Origin of the sequence: Anaerococcoides asporogena (assembly GCF_029590275.1) — a bacterium.
Taxonomy (GTDB): Bacteria; Bacillota; Clostridia; order Clostridiales; family Clostridiaceae; genus JG1575.
The window spans coordinates 69,435-85,229 of record NZ_CP120965.1 but is presented as its reverse complement, the minus strand read 5'-3'; the positions used below and the strand labels follow the sequence as shown (position 1 = coordinate 85,229).

Sequence of the window (15,795 nt, the reverse complement as noted above, 5' to 3'; positions counted from 1 at the left end):
CAATTTTTTTGATTTTCTCCGATTCCAGAAATCACTCAAGGGGTTGCCTGGAGAAGCTGACTGGAGAAATTCGAAAGCCCTCCTTCGGATCACTGAAGGAGGGCTTTCGATTACTCTGTTTCTGACGTCCCGACTGTGTCGGATGGTTTCGAGCCGAGGGCAACATGGTAGGTATTACCCTGGGTCGATTCCATGGTCTGGATCAGGCGCAGTTTCAGGAGTTCGGGGTTCTTCTCCATCATGCGGGCCGTGTTCGCCAGGTTTCTCATGGTAGCCGCTTCTCCGCGGGCCCGTTCCAGGGCTGCCTGCCCTTCCTTGCGGGCTTTCACGACATCGGCATAGACCTTCTTCAAATCGGCCGGAAGCATGAGATCCTTGATTTCAACCGTCGTTACCTTGAGCCCTGGCATGAAGTCGGGTTTCAGGGCCAGGCTGATGGCCTGGGCAATTGAATTGCGGTCGTCCAGCGCTTCGTCCAGCTCCATCGTAGCCATAGTATCCCGAAGAGCAATTTGAAGATGGTGGTAGAGATGGTCATAGTAATCTTCATAGCCAGCCATCAGGATCCTGGGATCCTCGATCTGATACGTGGCCGATAAACTTACCTTAATCCCCACCTTGTCCCGGCACAGCACATCCTGTCCGCTGATCTGGAGCAGAATCGATCTCATATCGAACGACTCCATACGGGTGTTATGGGAAAAATACGAGTATCTGCCCGGTTCAAGCAGTTCCGGCGGTTGGCCGTTCACGTATTTAAGTCCGCGCTGGTAATCGAAAATGATTGTGGTCCGGCGATATCTGAGCCAGAGCAGTCCGATCACAAGGGCGGCGAGCAGAAGAAACACAATTGCAACGATCTGCCAGAAAATTTCGCTCATAACCTGGTACTCCTTTTTTAACTGTAATTATAAACCCACCCTCAGCAGAGCCGGGCAATGGAGGTTCTCCCTGCATGATTGCCGGGATCTGAATGCTGAAGGCGGGTTTACGCTGGGTTTCGAACCCATGGCCTATAAAAGGACCCTTGCCCTATGTAGACAGCGCAAACACGCGAAGTCGCCGGCTGACAGCAGGCGACGGCTGCACTCTGTCTGCCATTATTGTATCAGAATCATCGGACAGATTCACGCCAGGATTCGAAGCGGATGGATCTTTCTAGGATAAACGCATCAATTAGCCTTCATTTTAACCGACAAATGACTTCCCCTTGTTATTTGTCGGTTTTTAGCGCATAATTGTATTACATACTATGTAATACAAAAGGTGGTGGAGGAATGGCTGATTATCCCGATTGGGTGCTTAAACATAAGAAACCAGGTACCTACATCAACGTCGTCAAAGGTAAGTACTATCTGTATGCTGCCCATTCGGAGCGGATCAAAGGCACAGACAAAGTTCGCCGGGTCAGTGATGGTTATCTGGGTCGGATCACTGAGAAAGATGGCTTGATCCCGCCCAAGGACAAAGTGAATGAGCCACCGGTTGTTTTGGAGTTTGGCATGTCCACAACGGTTCTTACCATCTGCGAGAACATCCACAAAGGCCTGCGCCGTACTTTCACCAAAGCTGGTGACCTGGTCATGGCAGCATCCATCCTCTCGTTTTTGTATGGAACTTACGACTCTCTTCTGTTCAAACAATCCTATCTATCCAGGCGCTTCCCAGACCTTGATTTTGACGCGGTTCTGACCAAGCCCCAAGAGTTTGGGATCCAGCGGAGTCAATTGATGATCCGGGACACGATGGCTAGACACTTTGGTGAGGATCTTCCAACCGTGATGCTCCTTTTTCCTCTGGTCTACATGGTCAGCATCAATGACCGGATTTACCGTTCCGCGGAACCCGAGGTCACCAGACAACTACGATTGAAATATAACTTGAAGTGGGAGGACCAGCTATGAGCAAGATTTGCAGACCCATCCTGGAATACCGGGAAGTCATCAAAGCCACCGGCATAACCATTGACGAGTACACCCCTCCCCAAAAGATCATGAAGCGGTTTATTCGCCTGTTCCGGGAGATCGAAGATGTCAGGATCCAGGCGATGACCGACTACCCGCTCGAGGAGATCCTGGTGATCGCCTTTCTGGCGGTGCTTGGCAATGCCTCGAGTTGGAATGAGATCGAGCGGTTTGGCAATGCCAAGCACAAGTGGCTGAAAAAATTCCTGAAGCTGAACAATGGGATTCCTTCTCATGACACGTTTCGCCGGGTCTTCTCACTGATTGCCTCGGAGCAGCTGGAAAAGGCTACTGTACTGTTTCTAATGGAGAATATGGCTGTCCTCAGGAAGTCTTTGGGCATCAAATCATCGGTACGTCAACTGTGCATTGATGGGAAAGAAGAACGCGGTACGGGACGCAAAGCCGGTACTGATCAGGAGATCCGTAATCTGCAGACTCTGCATATCTACGATGCCTCCAATGGCGTCTGCATAGTCTCTCATCAGATCGACAGCAAAACCAATGAGATCCCCGCTGCCCAGGAAGCACTCAAAATGCTCCAACTCAAAAATGCCATCGTCACCTTTGATGCTCTGCACACGCAGACCAAAACCATCGGAATCATCATGGAGCGAGGCGGAAACTATGTTGGTGCCCTGAAGGGTAATCAGGGAAAATTGGCACTGGCTGCCGCTGAATCCTTCACGGAGAAGAATAAAGTCAGAATTCGAAAAGCTGGAAAGAATTATTTCGAGACCACTGAAAAATCTCACAGTCAGATTGAAACCAGGCAGTTCTATATGACCAAGGCCATTGATCTGGATAAGGAGTGGCAGGGGCTTCGTAATTTCATCTGTTACGAGAAAAGGATATTCAGCACAATAACCGGCAAAGAGAGCACTGAAATCCGATACTATATCACCAGTCTCAATGATGTTGAACTCGGCGGAGACGCGATCCGGGGGCATTGGAGTGTGGAAAACCAGCTGCACTGGCATCTGGACTATACCTTCCACGAAGACGACAACACGACAGTGGATCGACAGGCGTTCACCAATTTGAGCATCCTCAATAAGATGGCCTTGTCCCTGTTCAAACTGGTCCAGCCACTGATGAAAAAGAACAGCAGTATCCGGCTGATCCGGAAGGATTTCTCCTGGGGATTCGAAGATAATCTGGCTAAGCTGCTCAATTCCTTTGACGAGAATGTCTTGAAAAACGCTTTAGAAAATGCAAATTTGAATAAAAAATAGGGATCTTGGAGAAAACGACAAAAACCTTGGGGAAAGTGCGCTCCAAAATCACCTTTCAAGCTGAAACTGTCCCCTGGCCTGTAATGGCCAGGGGACAGTTTCCTTTAAGGTTATGTTGTTTGAATTGATGCGTTTGTCCTAGGATCTTTCTGATGTTATAAAAACATTTAACTTTTTCGGTGATACTCTTTTTCGGCGATACTCCTTTTCGACGATACTCGTTTTCGACAATACCCTTTTCGGCAGCGATGTTAAAAAAACCTTATCTTCCTCTTCATTTCTGTGTGATATCATCAGATAAACCGATTCCTCAAAACGCTGGCCTGCTGAAAGTCGCAGGCTGCGGCACTTGAATCGACAGAAAGAAGGTGAAGTCATTGAATGAATGGAAGGATCAACTTAAGCGCTGGGTCGTACTGCCCCTGGTCGGCTTTCTGTTCTTTTTTATGCTGATTGCAATCAATCAGAGCCTGCAGCTGATCAACTGGGGCTGGGCGATCCACCCCTGGTTGGGCGGTGGACTGACTGTACTGATCGTCGCCCTGTTCCTGGGTCTTCTGGTATACCCCCTGTTCTCGATACTGAGGTTCAGGGTCCAGCCTGAGCTGCCAAAGGACCGAACCTCCCCGGAGTACCTCCGGTACGTGGAAGATCTTCATAGGCTGATGCAGAACAATAAGCGGATCATCGCCTTTGGTCTGGCGCTGCCCGGGGACAATAAGGAAAGGGAGCTCCTGAAAGCCTATGAACTGCTGGATCAGGAATCAGACCGCCTCATTAAGAAGGAAGCCACCGATGTTTTTCTCACAACGGCAATTTCTCAGAATGGTTCGCTGGACGGATTGTTTGTGCTCGTATCCCTGGCGAAGCTGCTCTGGAAAATCGTGCACATGTATGAAGCCAGGCCGTCGCTGAAGCGGATCCTGACTCTGTACGGCAATGTTGCGGCCACTGTTCTGATTTCCCGCAGCCTGGAGGACGCCGATCTGATTGAGGATCAGATTGAACCCATCGTCTCCTCCCTGATCGGAGGCAGTGTAATGACCCTGATTCCCGGAGCGGTGCCCCTCACCACTCTGGTGGTCTCCTCCGTCACGGAGGGATCCATCAACGCCCTCCTGACCTTGCGCTGTGGCTGCATTGCTCAGCGCTATCTGTCAGCCCTCACCGAACCCGACCGAGGAAGCCTGCGGCGCAGTGCCAGCCTGGAGGCCACGGCCAAGCTGGGTGAGGTCATGAAAGAGAATACGCTGTTCATCGTCCGATCTTTTGCAGCCGCCACAAAAAATGCCGCGGCCAATGTCACGGTGAACCGGTTCCGCCGCAAACCGGCCGTTCCGGACATCACCGCTCCCTGAGAAGATTCTCCCCGTGCTCCAAAGTGATAATCCAAACAGCTCGGCAGGCCTGCGATTTGCAGGGCCTGCCGAGCTGTTGAGTGAATGGGCTGATCCAAATTCTGTTCAAATTGAAATCTGGAATTTCGATCTTCCTACTTGGTGATGGCCTCCTTGATCCGGCCGCTGCGGTAAGCATCCAGCAGCTGACACAGATCATTGATCTGACCTTTGAGCTCAGCTCCGATATCGGTATCGGCAATGAGCTGGCGCAGTCTTGTTTTTTCGACAATCGTTATGGTGGACAGAATGTCCTTTTCTTCGGAAATAGCGATCTGGGTGCTCTCAAAGGGTTCGTGCATGGCCAGATGCATCCCCTGGGAATTGTAGATCAGGGTGTAGCCGGCGATGCCGGTTTCCTTCTGATAGGCTTTGGCAAACCCGCCGTCAATGACAAACACTTTACCGTTGGCCTTGACCGGACTCTCACCCTTCTTCACCTTGACCGGCACATGGCCGTTGATGATATGGGCTGTTTCATACTTTAGGCCAAAGTCTTCAAAAATGTGACGCAGAACATCTTCCTGTTCTCTCAGGTCGAAGTAGGGATTCTTTTCTTCCACATGAGTCGTTTTGTCATCGACAAAGTACCGCTCGAATGTCGTCATCCGTTTCTTGCCGAAGAGCGGGGATTTTTCGCCGCACCACAGGTACCACATGATGTTGCGGCCCAGTTCGCGGTCCTCTTCCTTGCGCGAGAAATACGCCATGCGGGCCATCTGCTCAAATTTCTCAAAGGCAGCCTGACCGCGGTAGGATGTTCCCTCAATGTTCAGCGCCATGAACGTGCCGTCTTCATTGAGCGGCATGCAGCCATGGAACAGCAGATTGCCGTTGAAGGTCAGGAACATGGATCCCTTGGAAAACAGGAACCGAACATGCTCATCCAGCCGGTTGGAGTTGACGAAAGACTGGGTGATCTTCTTCATCGCCCACTCTTCCTCTTCCGTCAGCCGGTAGGGATCCGATGGATCCACCGTGGGGAAATCCGTATCATTCAAGGGATACTCTCCACCGGCCAGACGGACGGTGCCCTGTGCAAAGTCAATCTTGTCCAGCAGCAGCCGTTCCTCCATATGGAAGTCGGGATTGGCCAGAATCAGCTGCCCCTCCACCTTGAATTGGATGATGGAAATGGCTTTATGCATCTTCGCAATGAGGTCAATCTCCTTGGGACTCTTTTCCGCAATGGAATCTCCCCGGGGCATGAACTTTGCCAGATTCTGACCGTCATACACATCCATGGCCAGCTGAGCCAGCGGCATCAGATTGATGCCGTAGGAATCTTCCAGGACATCGAGATTGTCGTATCTGGCCTGAATGCGCACCACATTGGCGACGCAGCTCTCGGAGCCTGCCGCCGCCCCCATCCAGAGGATGTCGTGATTGCCCCAGGTGATATCCAGGGTATGGTAATCCATCATGGAATCCATGACCAGATCGGCTCCGGGTCCGCGGTCATAGATATCGCCCATGATATGGAGGCGGTCTACCGACAGCCGCTGAATCAGTTCAGAGATGGCCACAATAAAGGCCTTGGCACGATCCAGATCGATGATGGAATCGATGATGCCGTTATAGTACTCCGCCTTGTTCAGCCGGTTTTCATTTTCATGGATCAGCTCTTCCAGGATATAGGCAAAATCCTTAGGGAGAGCTTTACGTACCTTGGAACGGGTATATTTGGTCGATACCAGCTTGCAGACCTGAAGCAGGCGGAACAGAGTGATCCGGTACCAGTCCTTGGACATGGGGCCGTCTTTCTCAATTTCCTCGAGCTTTTCATCCGGATAGTAGATCAGCGTGGCCAGTGTTTTCTTCTCATGCGCCATCAGCGTATTCCCGAAGATATCGTCAATCTTGGTGCGGATAACGCCGGAGGCATTGCGCATGACGTGATTGAAGGATTCCCACTCGCCATGGATATCCGAAATAAAATGCTCGGTGCCCTTGGGCAGGTTCAGAATCGCCGACAGGTTGATGACTTCCGTGGACGCCGTGGCGATATTGGGGAACTGGCGGGACAGCAGCTTCAGATAATCTAAATCCCTGGTTTTCGTAATTTCATAAAGGTTCATTTGCTCTGACATCGGGAGCCTCCTCTGTATCCAACTTGGATTCTTACTCCTATTGTACTCTGTAAACCATTTTACGGGTATCATTTGGCCAAAACAAAACCGCCGGAATCGGCGGTTAAAACAGCTCTTTTATTTCCATTTCCAAGGCAGCAGCAATTTTTTCGAGAGTTTTCAACGAAGGATTCGTCCGTCCCACCTCGATATCCGACAAGTACGTATTGGAAATTCCGGCCCGTTCGGCCAGCTTGCGCTGCGAGATGTTTTTGTGTTGACGGATCGATTTGATATTGGCTCCGATTTCAAACAAGCAATCACCTTCTATTTCGCTTATAGCGTAATTTTCTGTATTAATTTCAATTATATCGAAATTCATCGTGAGAAAAAAGTCAAAATTACGCTCATTACGGAATTCTGCTATAATATATCCAATACGTTTTTTACGGAATATCAGGAAAGGAGAACGGCAGTACCCCGGGAAGCAAAAAACCGTCGGTGGAATGATTCCTGCCCGAAATGGATGAAAGTCGGACGAAAACTGAAAGAACTGAAACAACTGAAGAAGATGAAGCTGAAGGACATCGCCCAGTCCACTGGACTGTCCGTCTCCTATATCTCCGATATTCTGAACGAGAAGACCAATCCCTCCGTGGATACTCTGATGAAGCTGACGGAATCGTTTGGGGTTTCCCCGGCACTGGTAATGGAACCGGAGTCTCCAGCCTACCTCACCGGTGTGGAAGCCGAACTGCACGATCTGCTTCTGGATGTTGCCTTGTGGCCGCCGGCAGACCAGGAAGACCTTCTGGAATTCATCCGGGCGAAAAAGCAGCTTCTTCGCCTTCACGCCAAACAGCACATCAAGTAAATCAGACATCGGCAAATTAGATCACGACCCTTTTTTAATCGCCCACCGATCAAGGGAAAAGCTGCCTTCGGACCAGTGCCGAAAGCAGCTTTTCCCATTTCCACCGGTTGGCCCCGCCGGATCCGGGAAACCCCTAAACACACCGACCGCTCCCGCCGGCTTCCACCTTTTCCTGAACCCGCTGATACGGTATAGTAGAATCATATGAACCAGACCGCTGCGTCTACAGGAGGAGCCATGTCCATGAAAGTTCGAGAGATCCATGAGGAAGAAGTCCCCGTCATTCGGGTAGACCGTACCTTTTCCCTTCCCCCCGCCGCCCTGTGGGATTGGCTGACGCAGTCTGACCTGACTTCTCAGTGGATCGGTCCCTGGCAATATGTTGATCAAAACGAAATTGAAATCATTTGGAACTGGGAAAAGGGTTCCCCGGCGGAACCGGCCCGAATCCTGGAAGTCAACGAAGGTTGCGGCTACACCCTGCAGCTGAAGGGAATGCCCGAGCCCTGGCTCATTTTGGTCAGCATATCCGAACCAAGAGCCGGTTCCTCCCAGCTGACCATGATTCAGCCCATGGAATCAGAGGAACAGTACAAGCTGATTCAGGCCGGCTGGGAATATTATGCCGACTGTCTGAAGGCAGCGGTGGAAGGTCAGCCCTATCCCGATTTTTCCACTTACTGGAACACCAGTGACCCCGAGATTCAATAAGCCGAAAACCGGAGGATCCGAGCCATTGCTCGATCCTCCGGTTTTCCTAGGAGAAGAATTATTGTCATGTTCAGTTCAAGGGAGAGTTGCCGTTCGAATGCGCAGCGACGGTTGAACGGTTATGGCCGGTCCAAGAGTCAGCGCCGGTTCTGACCGACTGCTGGCGGCCTTCGCCGCTTTTAGTCTTTCAGGCTTTCCATGTAGAGCTGGTTAGTCAGATGATTCATCTTGCAGGGACCTGTCTCATAGGCTTTGAGTTTGCTTTCGTCCCCTTCGATCAGATCCTGAATGTACTGGATGTTGGTGAGGAGATCCGTTCGAGTCATCATCTCGCCATGACCCGGAATGATCGCCTCAAAGTCATAGGTGAGGTATTGCTTTAAAGAAGCCAGGTGCTCCTCCAGAAGGAACGGGTTGACGTAGCTTGGAATTGGTTTTTCGCAGTTATCGCCGGCGATCAGAATCCGATCCTTCTCATCATAGATGGTGATCGAATCAACGGAATGACCGGGCGAGTGGAACAGTTCCAGCCCCTCGCCCGACAGGTGAAGTCTGGAGTCAAACGTTATGTCGGGGAGTTTGATGTCCACTTCACCCATGGCGTATTTTTCCAGCTCCTGGAAACCCGGACTGTCCGGGAATTCCACCTGGTCCGAGAAATTGTCGTGGGCGATGACATGAGCGTTTCGGAACAGGGAATTGCCCCAGATATGATCCCAGTCACTGTGGGTGTTAATGACTGCCCAGACCGAATTGGGGTCCCGCTCCAGCGTGACCATGGTCTCTGCCATGATCTGCTCTCCCAGGAAGGTATCGATGACGATGCTGCCTTCCCGGCCTTTGATTACATATATATTGGTTGTACAGCCAAATTCGGTATCCACCAGATCCTGATAAGTTACCATTGTACCTCGCGAACCGACATTTTTTACATCCATCGTTACACCTTCTGCTTGTCTTTGGTTTTTTAGATTCAGCTTATTATATCAGTTTTCCCAATAGTTTTCTCATTTCAGTGGCTTCGATGGTTTGGTGGTCTTAGCGGCATGCTGGACGTTCGAAGGATCGGCTCATCTCTGGACGATCCTTCCGAAATATCTGATATCAACGAAAAATCAGCCGGGAGGCTCTATCTGCGAGGGCTTCCCGGCTTTTGTCTTTTGTATTTGGTTTCTTCCACTCGCCCCAGGGACCAACCGGCAGACGTGGGGGTGGAAATCCTGCGGGGCTGACCCTGATTGGCTGAGGGGCAGGAAATCAGGAATCAGGTCCTCTGGAAACCGGCAGCGAGGAACTCCCGGTGTACTTCTTCAAAAAAGGCATCCTCAGCGATGAGTGCCTGGGCGGTCTGACTCAGCCCCCGAATGATCCGTTCCATGGACTGATTGGCATAGGGGGTTAAAGTCGCATCGCGAAATTCCGGAGTATGGGTATTGCAGGTGCCTGATTCATCAATGGCGAAGAAGGGATTGATCGTGGGCACCGCGTGGGACACATCGCCCATGTCCATGGATCCCGGATTGGACGGATCCGATACCATGACAATGCCCTGATCAGCCATGATTTGGTTGAAGCGGGCGGACATCGTCTGGTTGGTCACCAGATCCTGATAGGGTTCCTCAAACTGTTCCATGGACAGGACGGCTCCGGTGGCCAGGGCTGCCCCCTGGGCCGCCTGGCGGACTCTGGCCGAGACTCCCTCAAGCTCATTCTGAGTTCTGGCTCTGACGTAGAACTCCGCCTCACAATGATCCGGAATGATGTTGGCCGCTTCCCCGCCCTTGGTGATGATCCCGTGAATTCGAACGGTTTCATGGAGCTGCTGGCGCAGCAGGGCAATGGAATTGAACAGAAGGATGATGCTGTCCAGGGCATTGATCCCTTCTTCGGGATGAGAGGCCGCATGGGCCGGCTTTCCCCGGTAAACAAACCGGATGGATTCCATGGCCATGGTCGTTCCGCTCTGGTACCAGGCCCGGTCGGGATGAGTACACAGCGCTGCGTCGACCTGCTGAAACGCTCCGGCCCGGGTCAGAGTGACTTTTGAACCGACGGTCTCCTCGGCCGGCGTGCCGAATACCTGGATCCGTCCCTGCTCGATGAGCCGGGAGGCGGCAATGCCTGAACCGGTGGTTGCCGCCCCCAGGATATTGTGGCCGCAGCCATGGCCAAGTCCCGGCAAGGCATCGTACTCGGAAAGGAAGGCTACGGTTCGCCCCGGCCGGCCTGTGTCGAAGGTGGCACAAAATGCAGTAGCCAGGCCCTTAAACGGCTGTTCCACCGTAAAGCCATATTTTTCAAGAAGCTCGATGTGAGCCCGGGAGGATTCCACTTCTTCCAGCCCCAGCTCCGGATGGTCATACACAAAGCGGGAGAGCCGGATCAGATCCGGCATCAGATCCGGCAGCACTTGCCGGGTCAGATGGTCATCCAGAGTCCGGCTCATCAGATCCGCTCCTCCAGATATTTTTTCAGGAACAGCTGCATTTCCTCGGAATCCGGGGAAGTAAAGATCTTCTCCGGGGGACCTTCCTCGCGCAGCATGCCATCCTTGAGGAATATGATGCGGTCTGAGATGTCTTTGGCAAACCGCATTTCGTGGGTCACGATGATTAAGGTAATGCCGGTCTGGGCCAGATCGCGGATGACCGCCAGCACTTCGTCCACCATCTGCGGATCCAGAGCACTGGTGGGCTCATCCAGCAGGATGACTTCCGGATCCATGGCCAGAGCCCGGGCAATGGCTACCCGCTGCATCTGTCCGCCGGAGAGCCGTTTCACCGACTGGTGCTCAAATTCGGCCATGCCGACTTTTTTGAGCATTTCCCGGGATTTGGCCGTCGCTTCCTCGCGGGTACGCCCGAGGACCTTGATCTGTCCGATGTTGAGATTTTCCAGGACATTCAGGTTGCCGAAGAGATTAAACCGCTGAAAGATCATGCCGACCTTCTGCCGGTAATGCTCCAGGGAAAAGGACCGGTCCTTGATGTTGGTTCCGTTGAACAGGATTTCTCCTTCCTCGTAGTCCTCCAGCAGATTGATGCAGCGCAGCAGGGTGCTCTTGCCGCCGCCGGATGGACCGATGAAGGTGAGGATCTCACCCTTTTGCACCGTCAGATCGACGCCTTTGATAATCTCCCGGCCGTCAAAATATTTATGGATGTTTTTCAGTTCAATCTGGTTCATTATTTCACTTCTCCTATGGGCACCGTCTGGCTTTGCAATGCCTGAACCGGCATATCGAGCCTCTTCTCAATCAGCATCAGAACCCGGGTGACCAGGAAGGTCAGGGCAAAGTAGATGATGGCGATGATCATCATGGATTCCGTAAACTTATAGGTTGTGCCGGCGACGGACATCCCCTGGAAGAACAGCTCCGTCAGTCCGATGACGTTCAGAACAGAGGTATCCTTGATATTGACGACAAACTCATTGCCGATGGAGGGGAACGCATTCTTGATGGCCTGGGGCAGTATGATCAGGCGGAAGGCCTGGCTCTCCGACATACCGATGGTCAGAGCGGCTTCCCGCTGCCCCGAATCCACCGACTGGATGCCGGACCGGATGATCTCCGCCATGTAGGCAGCGGTGTTGAATGAAACGATGATAACGGCCGCAACGGTTGGAGTCCACTGCAGGATCCTGTAAAAATAGTTGTAGAGGAACACACCCTGAACCATCATGGGCGTTCCCCGGACGAATTCAATGTAGGCAGCGCTGAAAAAGCGCAGCAGCCGCTTGATCAGTCTCATCACCAGCGGGTCCTTGTCTGTGATGCGGATCAGCCGCATCCCAGACAGGACAAATCCCAATACCAGTCCAAAAATGGTGCCGGTGAGGGCAACCAGGAGGGTCGTCTGGATGCCCTGCAGATACAGGCTCTGGTATTGGGTAAACAACTTTTGGATTGTTTGTCCCATTTATATTCTCCTTATGGCTGATTCTTGACGGCAGTTTCCATCAGGGCGTCGCGCTTGTCATTGGTAAAGGAAGCCAGGTACTCATTGATCTGAGTCTTGAGTTCTTCATTGCCCTTGGCCAGAGCGATGGAACAGGCAGTCGGGATTCCCGGGAGCGGCTGGAAGCCGTTTTCGGGTGTAAACTCCACCATGGCCAGATCCGGGTTGGCTAATGTGACGGAGATACCGACCGGCTTGTCCAGAACTGTGCCGTCGGCAACGCCGCTGGCAATGGCGTGGATGATAAGCGGAACGGTTCCCAGGGGAGTCTCATGCTTAACTTCTGGAATCTGCGGGATCACCCGGTCATAATTGGTGCCCTTCTGTCCGACAATCTTGGCGCCGGAGAAATCAGCCAGAGCCGTGGCGCTTTCATAGGGGCTGCCTTTCTTGACCAGCATGACGAACCGGGAATCATAGTAGGGATCGGTGAAATCAACGGATTCCAGACGCTCCGGGGTTTCGCTCATGCCGGCGATGATGAGATCAATCGCTCCGTTCTGAAGCGCCGGGATTAATCCTTCCCAGGCAATCTGCTTGATGACGAGATCCCGTCCCAGTACTGCGGCCAGTTCCTTGGCCACTTCCACATCAAAGCCTCCGGCATAGCCGGCCGTTCCGTCAATCTTGACGGCGCCATTGGCATCCGTCGGCTGATTCCAGTTATACGGGGCATAATTGGCTTCCATGCCGACAACCAGGGGGGCTTTCTGGGCCGTGGTCGTTGCCGGGGCGGAAGTTGTCTGGCCCTGAGTACCGGAAGCGGTGGTGGTCTGTGCCTGAGTCGTGGAAGGTGCGGCGGTGGTGGAAGGTGCCGGTGTGGCACAGCCGGTGATCAGCATCAGGCCGGTCATCAAAAGTGCTGAGATTTTCTTTGTCATGTTCATCGTCTCCTTGGACTGTATTTATTAAAAAAAAATAAGAGACCGTGCCAGACGATCTCGTTGTTACGTAAATCAAATCTAGCGCCCTTTCATTCGAAAGGAGTGTTGCAGGTCTTTCCTGCAACCCCACATAAGACCAGTGCCCTGTCTCTTATGTTCGGCGATGGTTACCTTTCCCTGGATTCATTGCCTGCCGGCTCCCCCAGATACTAATTTGCACCGCTACCTCTAAACTTCATCTTATTTTTTTTCAAGTTTAACACAGCCAGTCGGAATGTCAACTGTTAATTCATCAATACTGCATATTTATTCATTCATTTTCTTCGTCAACGTGGCCCTGAAGAGGACTTTTTTTCTTCAATTCTAAATATGCTTCGTTTTCAAAAAGCAAATGCAAAATATTGTCTGGCATTTTCCTTAAAAAACCGAAAAATCGGTCTTTTTCTATTTTTTGCATTTTCCCTGCGGGCACAATACATTTTCCGACCGGCAGTCCCGCTTCGCACCGCGGTGGCGCCGCACATTTTCAACTCCTGCGATCTTTGTATTTTATTCCAGATCTTCCATCATCTGATTCTGCAGCAGACATTGCCGAATGCGCGCTACATAATAATCCAGAGTTTCTCCGGATAAATCCGGCATGGTGGGGTAAACGCCAAACCGTTTGAGATACTCTTCTTCCAGCTGATACAGTTCCTCGTGAAAATCCGACAGGACTGCCTGCACCTGGGAAATGGCAAAATGATTCGAATCCATTGGGGGTTCCTCCAGTCATCTAAAAAATCATCGTGTGCAGCAATGACCCTGTGGCATCTTACCGGAAGGGTCCTCTGCACATTTCATTTCTTCCGATTATAATATAAGAGAAGAAAAACCAAAATAGGGAGAACCTTCCCGTGATTAAAATCTACCTCTATGAGACCAATTCAAAAAAAAGTGAGCTGACCCGCTCCGCTCAGGCTGAATATATGAAACGACTGTCCCGAATTGCCGCGGTTCGCTTCCGGAAACCGGAAGCAGCCCCACCGGAAGCCATCTATTTCCACCCCGCAGGCAAGTCCATTGACAGCCCCGGTCTGGCAGAGCTGTTTGCCCGTCAGCTTCAGAGCGCCAGTGAACTCCATCTGGTTCTGGGCTCTCCGCCGGCAGGAAGCCCGCCCGACGTACAGCTGGTATCCCTGCCCCTGTCCCCGGACATCGAGTCGATCCTGATCCTGGAACAGATCTACCGGGCATTCAAGATCAGCAGCGGGGAACCCTACCATAAATAGATCCTCCCTGCGTCATAAACGGCTTTGACCGCAGGCTAGATCCGGGATGATGCAGCGCCATGCCTCTGGGGATGCAGATTATCCGCCTCTCCCGAACTACCTGTGACCTGTAATCTCCCCGGTCGGTAAGAAGGCAAGACAGACAGCAGGCAAAGGAACGGACCGTCATCCGACGATCCGTTCCCGTTTTGTTTTATGATGTGATCCTGGCTGAATGGGTTTTGGGGCTACGGGTTTCAGGGTTTCACTGCATAACCGGCGTGTTGCGAGCTTGGGTTCCTGGTATTTGGACTAATTGCTCAATCGCTTGATTGCCATAGGTTCCGCTCATTCCATCAAAGGAAGCGATGGAGAGCATCCAGCAGGGCGATTCGGAACAGCTGATGGGGATAGGTCAGGCGGGAAAAGGAGATCCGGTGACGGGATTCGGCTTTGAGTGAGGGATCGATGCCGTGGGAACCGCCGATTAAGAGAACCAGATGGGTCTGGCCGGAGGCTTCCAGATCCTGCTTCAGTCCGGAAAAAAACTGGGAACTGGCCGGTTTTCCATCGATATCCAGGCAAATCAGCCGGGCCCGGGGCGGTATTTTCTCGCGGATCCGCTGTGCTTCCGCCTGCAGGGCCTGAGCAATCTGCAGCGGGGAGGCCGTTTCGGGCAGGGCTTCTTCCTTCAGTTCGATGAGGCGGCAGGAGGCAATGCCCGGTTTCTTCGAAAGAAAGCCCAGGAATTGCTCCTGGGCTTTCTTCAGATAATCTTCCTTCAGCGTGCCAAGGCAGATCAGATGGAGTTCCATCGGTCAACTAGGCCTCTTCGCCGTTGGCTTTGGCCCCGTGACATTTTTTGTATTTTTTGCCTGAGCCGCACGGACAGGGATCGTTGCGTCCGATTTTGCTGTCATTACGCACGATTTTCGTCTCGTTGTAGGCTCTGCGGATTTCTTTTCTCTTTTCATCGGAGAAAATGCCGTCCCACTGGGGCAGCTTGAAGAGGTACTCCGCTTTGGCATCGAGCATGTTGAAATACAGCTTTTCCAGATCGATGTCGAGCTGAACCTGGCTGTTTTCATCCAGTTCCTCCACCGGAAGGGCCTGTTTCAGGGATTCATTGATTCCATCAAGGAAGCCCATGACAAAGTGGGGCGTGGTATTCATTTCCTTGGCGAATTCACTGATATTGAAGGCAATGGCCTGGTCGTGACGGCCCAGGATGTTGCGGTAGATCCGCTCTTCCACGGAGGAATAATCCTCCCAGAAGGCCTGTTCCCCCTTCGTTTTCACATATTCAACGACCAGATCGGTCCACTCTTTATATAAGCTCATATCCTTGATTCCTTTCATTTGAAGTCATTGGGTCTGCGGGCAATCAGATTCCGGCAGAGCCAACTCAATTTTTACTTTATCAGATTACTGTTTTTTGAAGTCAGCGTCAAG

At 51.9% G+C, this 15,795-nt stretch carries 18 protein-coding genes and 1 riboswitch; of the genes, 6 read left to right on the top strand and 12 right to left on the bottom strand.

Features of this window, described 5'->3' with window-relative positions; translation table 11 throughout:
• Positions 1-110 precede the first annotated feature (110 nt).
• A complete protein-coding gene (locus tag P6M73_RS00475; protein ID WP_277854223.1) occupies positions 111-881 on the bottom strand; it encodes a slipin family protein in 771 nt (256 codons plus the stop codon).
• Positions 882-1,277: 396 nt separating this feature from the next.
• Between P6M73_RS00475 and P6M73_RS00470 the strand changes: the two genes are divergently transcribed.
• The 3 genes from P6M73_RS00470 (at position 1,278) to P6M73_RS00460 (ending at position 4,557) form a co-directional block, all read left to right on the top strand.
• On the top strand, positions 1,278-1,904 hold the full coding sequence (locus tag P6M73_RS00470; protein WP_277854222.1) for a hypothetical protein: 627 nt from the start codon (positions 1,278-1,280) through the stop codon (positions 1,902-1,904).
• Positions 1,901-3,199: an ISAs1 family transposase gene (locus P6M73_RS00465; protein ID WP_277852793.1), complete on the top strand. Its 1,299-nt coding sequence runs from the start codon at positions 1,901-1,903 to the stop codon at positions 3,197-3,199. Before P6M73_RS00470 ends, P6M73_RS00465 begins: the two co-directional genes overlap by 4 nt.
• Positions 3,200-3,576: 377 nt before the next feature.
• Positions 3,577-4,557 carry a DUF697 domain-containing protein gene (locus P6M73_RS00460; protein ID WP_277854221.1) on the top strand — a complete coding sequence of 327 codons (981 nt, stop codon included), beginning with the start codon at positions 3,577-3,579 and terminating at the stop codon, positions 4,555-4,557.
• A 134-nt stretch (positions 4,558-4,691) separates the two neighbouring features.
• Here the strand turns inward: P6M73_RS00460 and P6M73_RS00455 are convergent, their stop codons facing one another.
• Both P6M73_RS00455 and P6M73_RS00450 read right to left on the bottom strand, forming a co-directional pair.
• Positions 4,692-6,686 carry a fructose-1,6-bisphosphatase gene (locus P6M73_RS00455; protein WP_277854220.1) on the bottom strand — a complete coding sequence of 665 codons (1,995 nt, stop codon included), beginning with the start codon at positions 6,684-6,686 and terminating at the stop codon, positions 4,692-4,694.
• A gap of 103 nt (positions 6,687-6,789) precedes the next feature.
• Entirely contained in the window at positions 6,790-6,981 is a 192-nt protein-coding gene (locus P6M73_RS00450; RefSeq protein ID WP_277854219.1) for a helix-turn-helix domain-containing protein, read from the bottom strand.
• Positions 6,982-7,191: 210 nt separating this feature from the next.
• On the opposite strand from P6M73_RS00450, the gene P6M73_RS00445 reads away from it, so the two are divergent.
• On the top strand, positions 7,192-7,539 hold the full coding sequence (locus P6M73_RS00445) for a helix-turn-helix domain-containing protein (protein WP_277854218.1): 348 nt from the start codon (positions 7,192-7,194) through the stop codon (positions 7,537-7,539).
• A 237-nt stretch (positions 7,540-7,776) separates the two neighbouring features.
• Positions 7,777-8,250 carry an SRPBCC family protein gene (locus P6M73_RS00440; protein WP_277854217.1) on the top strand — a complete coding sequence of 158 codons (474 nt, stop codon included), beginning with the start codon at positions 7,777-7,779 and terminating at the stop codon, positions 8,248-8,250.
• Positions 8,251-8,429: 179 nt separating this feature from the next.
• Here P6M73_RS00440 and P6M73_RS00435 read toward each other — a convergent pair whose 3' ends face one another.
• The 7 genes from P6M73_RS00435 to P6M73_RS00405 form a co-directional block, all read right to left on the bottom strand.
• Positions 8,430-9,188, bottom strand: a complete 759-nt coding sequence (locus P6M73_RS00435; RefSeq protein ID WP_277854216.1) for an MBL fold metallo-hydrolase — start codon at positions 9,186-9,188, stop codon at positions 8,430-8,432.
• A gap of 326 nt (positions 9,189-9,514) precedes the next feature.
• Positions 9,515-10,696, bottom strand: a complete 1,182-nt coding sequence (locus tag P6M73_RS00430) for a M20 family metallopeptidase (RefSeq protein WP_277854215.1) — start codon at positions 10,694-10,696, stop codon at positions 9,515-9,517.
• On the bottom strand, positions 10,696-11,436 hold the full coding sequence (locus tag P6M73_RS00425; protein ID WP_347276306.1) for an amino acid ABC transporter ATP-binding protein: 741 nt from the start codon (positions 11,434-11,436) through the stop codon (positions 10,696-10,698). The genes P6M73_RS00430 and P6M73_RS00425 overlap by 1 nt, the downstream gene beginning before the upstream one ends.
• Positions 11,436-12,170, bottom strand: a complete 735-nt coding sequence (locus P6M73_RS00420) for an amino acid ABC transporter permease (protein WP_277854214.1) — start codon at positions 12,168-12,170, stop codon at positions 11,436-11,438. The genes P6M73_RS00425 and P6M73_RS00420 overlap by 1 nt, the downstream gene beginning before the upstream one ends.
• A gap of 11 nt (positions 12,171-12,181) precedes the next feature.
• Positions 12,182-13,090: a transporter substrate-binding domain-containing protein gene (locus P6M73_RS00415; protein ID WP_277854213.1), complete on the bottom strand. Its 909-nt coding sequence runs from the start codon at positions 13,088-13,090 to the stop codon at positions 12,182-12,184.
• Positions 13,091-13,164: 74 nt separating this feature from the next.
• Positions 13,165-13,332: riboswitch (Lysine riboswitch) on the bottom strand.
• Positions 13,333-13,403: 71 nt separating this feature from the next.
• On the bottom strand, positions 13,404-13,550 hold the full coding sequence (locus tag P6M73_RS00410) for a hypothetical protein (protein ID WP_277854212.1): 147 nt from the start codon (positions 13,548-13,550) through the stop codon (positions 13,404-13,406).
• 92 nt (positions 13,551-13,642) lie between these two features.
• Positions 13,643-13,849: a hypothetical protein gene (locus tag P6M73_RS00405; RefSeq protein ID WP_277854211.1), complete on the bottom strand. Its 207-nt coding sequence runs from the start codon at positions 13,847-13,849 to the stop codon at positions 13,643-13,645.
• 140 nt (positions 13,850-13,989) lie between these two features.
• On the opposite strand from P6M73_RS00405, the gene P6M73_RS00400 reads away from it, so the two are divergent.
• On the top strand, positions 13,990-14,364 hold the full coding sequence (locus P6M73_RS00400; protein WP_277854210.1) for a 23S rRNA (pseudouridine(1915)-N(3))-methyltransferase RlmH: 375 nt from the start codon (positions 13,990-13,992) through the stop codon (positions 14,362-14,364).
• A 335-nt stretch (positions 14,365-14,699) separates the two neighbouring features.
• Here P6M73_RS00400 and P6M73_RS00395 read toward each other — a convergent pair whose 3' ends face one another.
• On the bottom strand, positions 14,700-15,158 hold the full coding sequence (locus P6M73_RS00395) for a 23S rRNA (pseudouridine(1915)-N(3))-methyltransferase RlmH (RefSeq protein WP_277854209.1): 459 nt from the start codon (positions 15,156-15,158) through the stop codon (positions 14,700-14,702).
• Between the two features lie 7 nt (positions 15,159-15,165).
• Positions 15,166-15,684: an SEC-C metal-binding domain-containing protein gene (locus P6M73_RS00390; protein ID WP_277854208.1), complete on the bottom strand. Its 519-nt coding sequence runs from the start codon at positions 15,682-15,684 to the stop codon at positions 15,166-15,168.
• Positions 15,685-15,795: the final 111 nt, after the last annotated feature.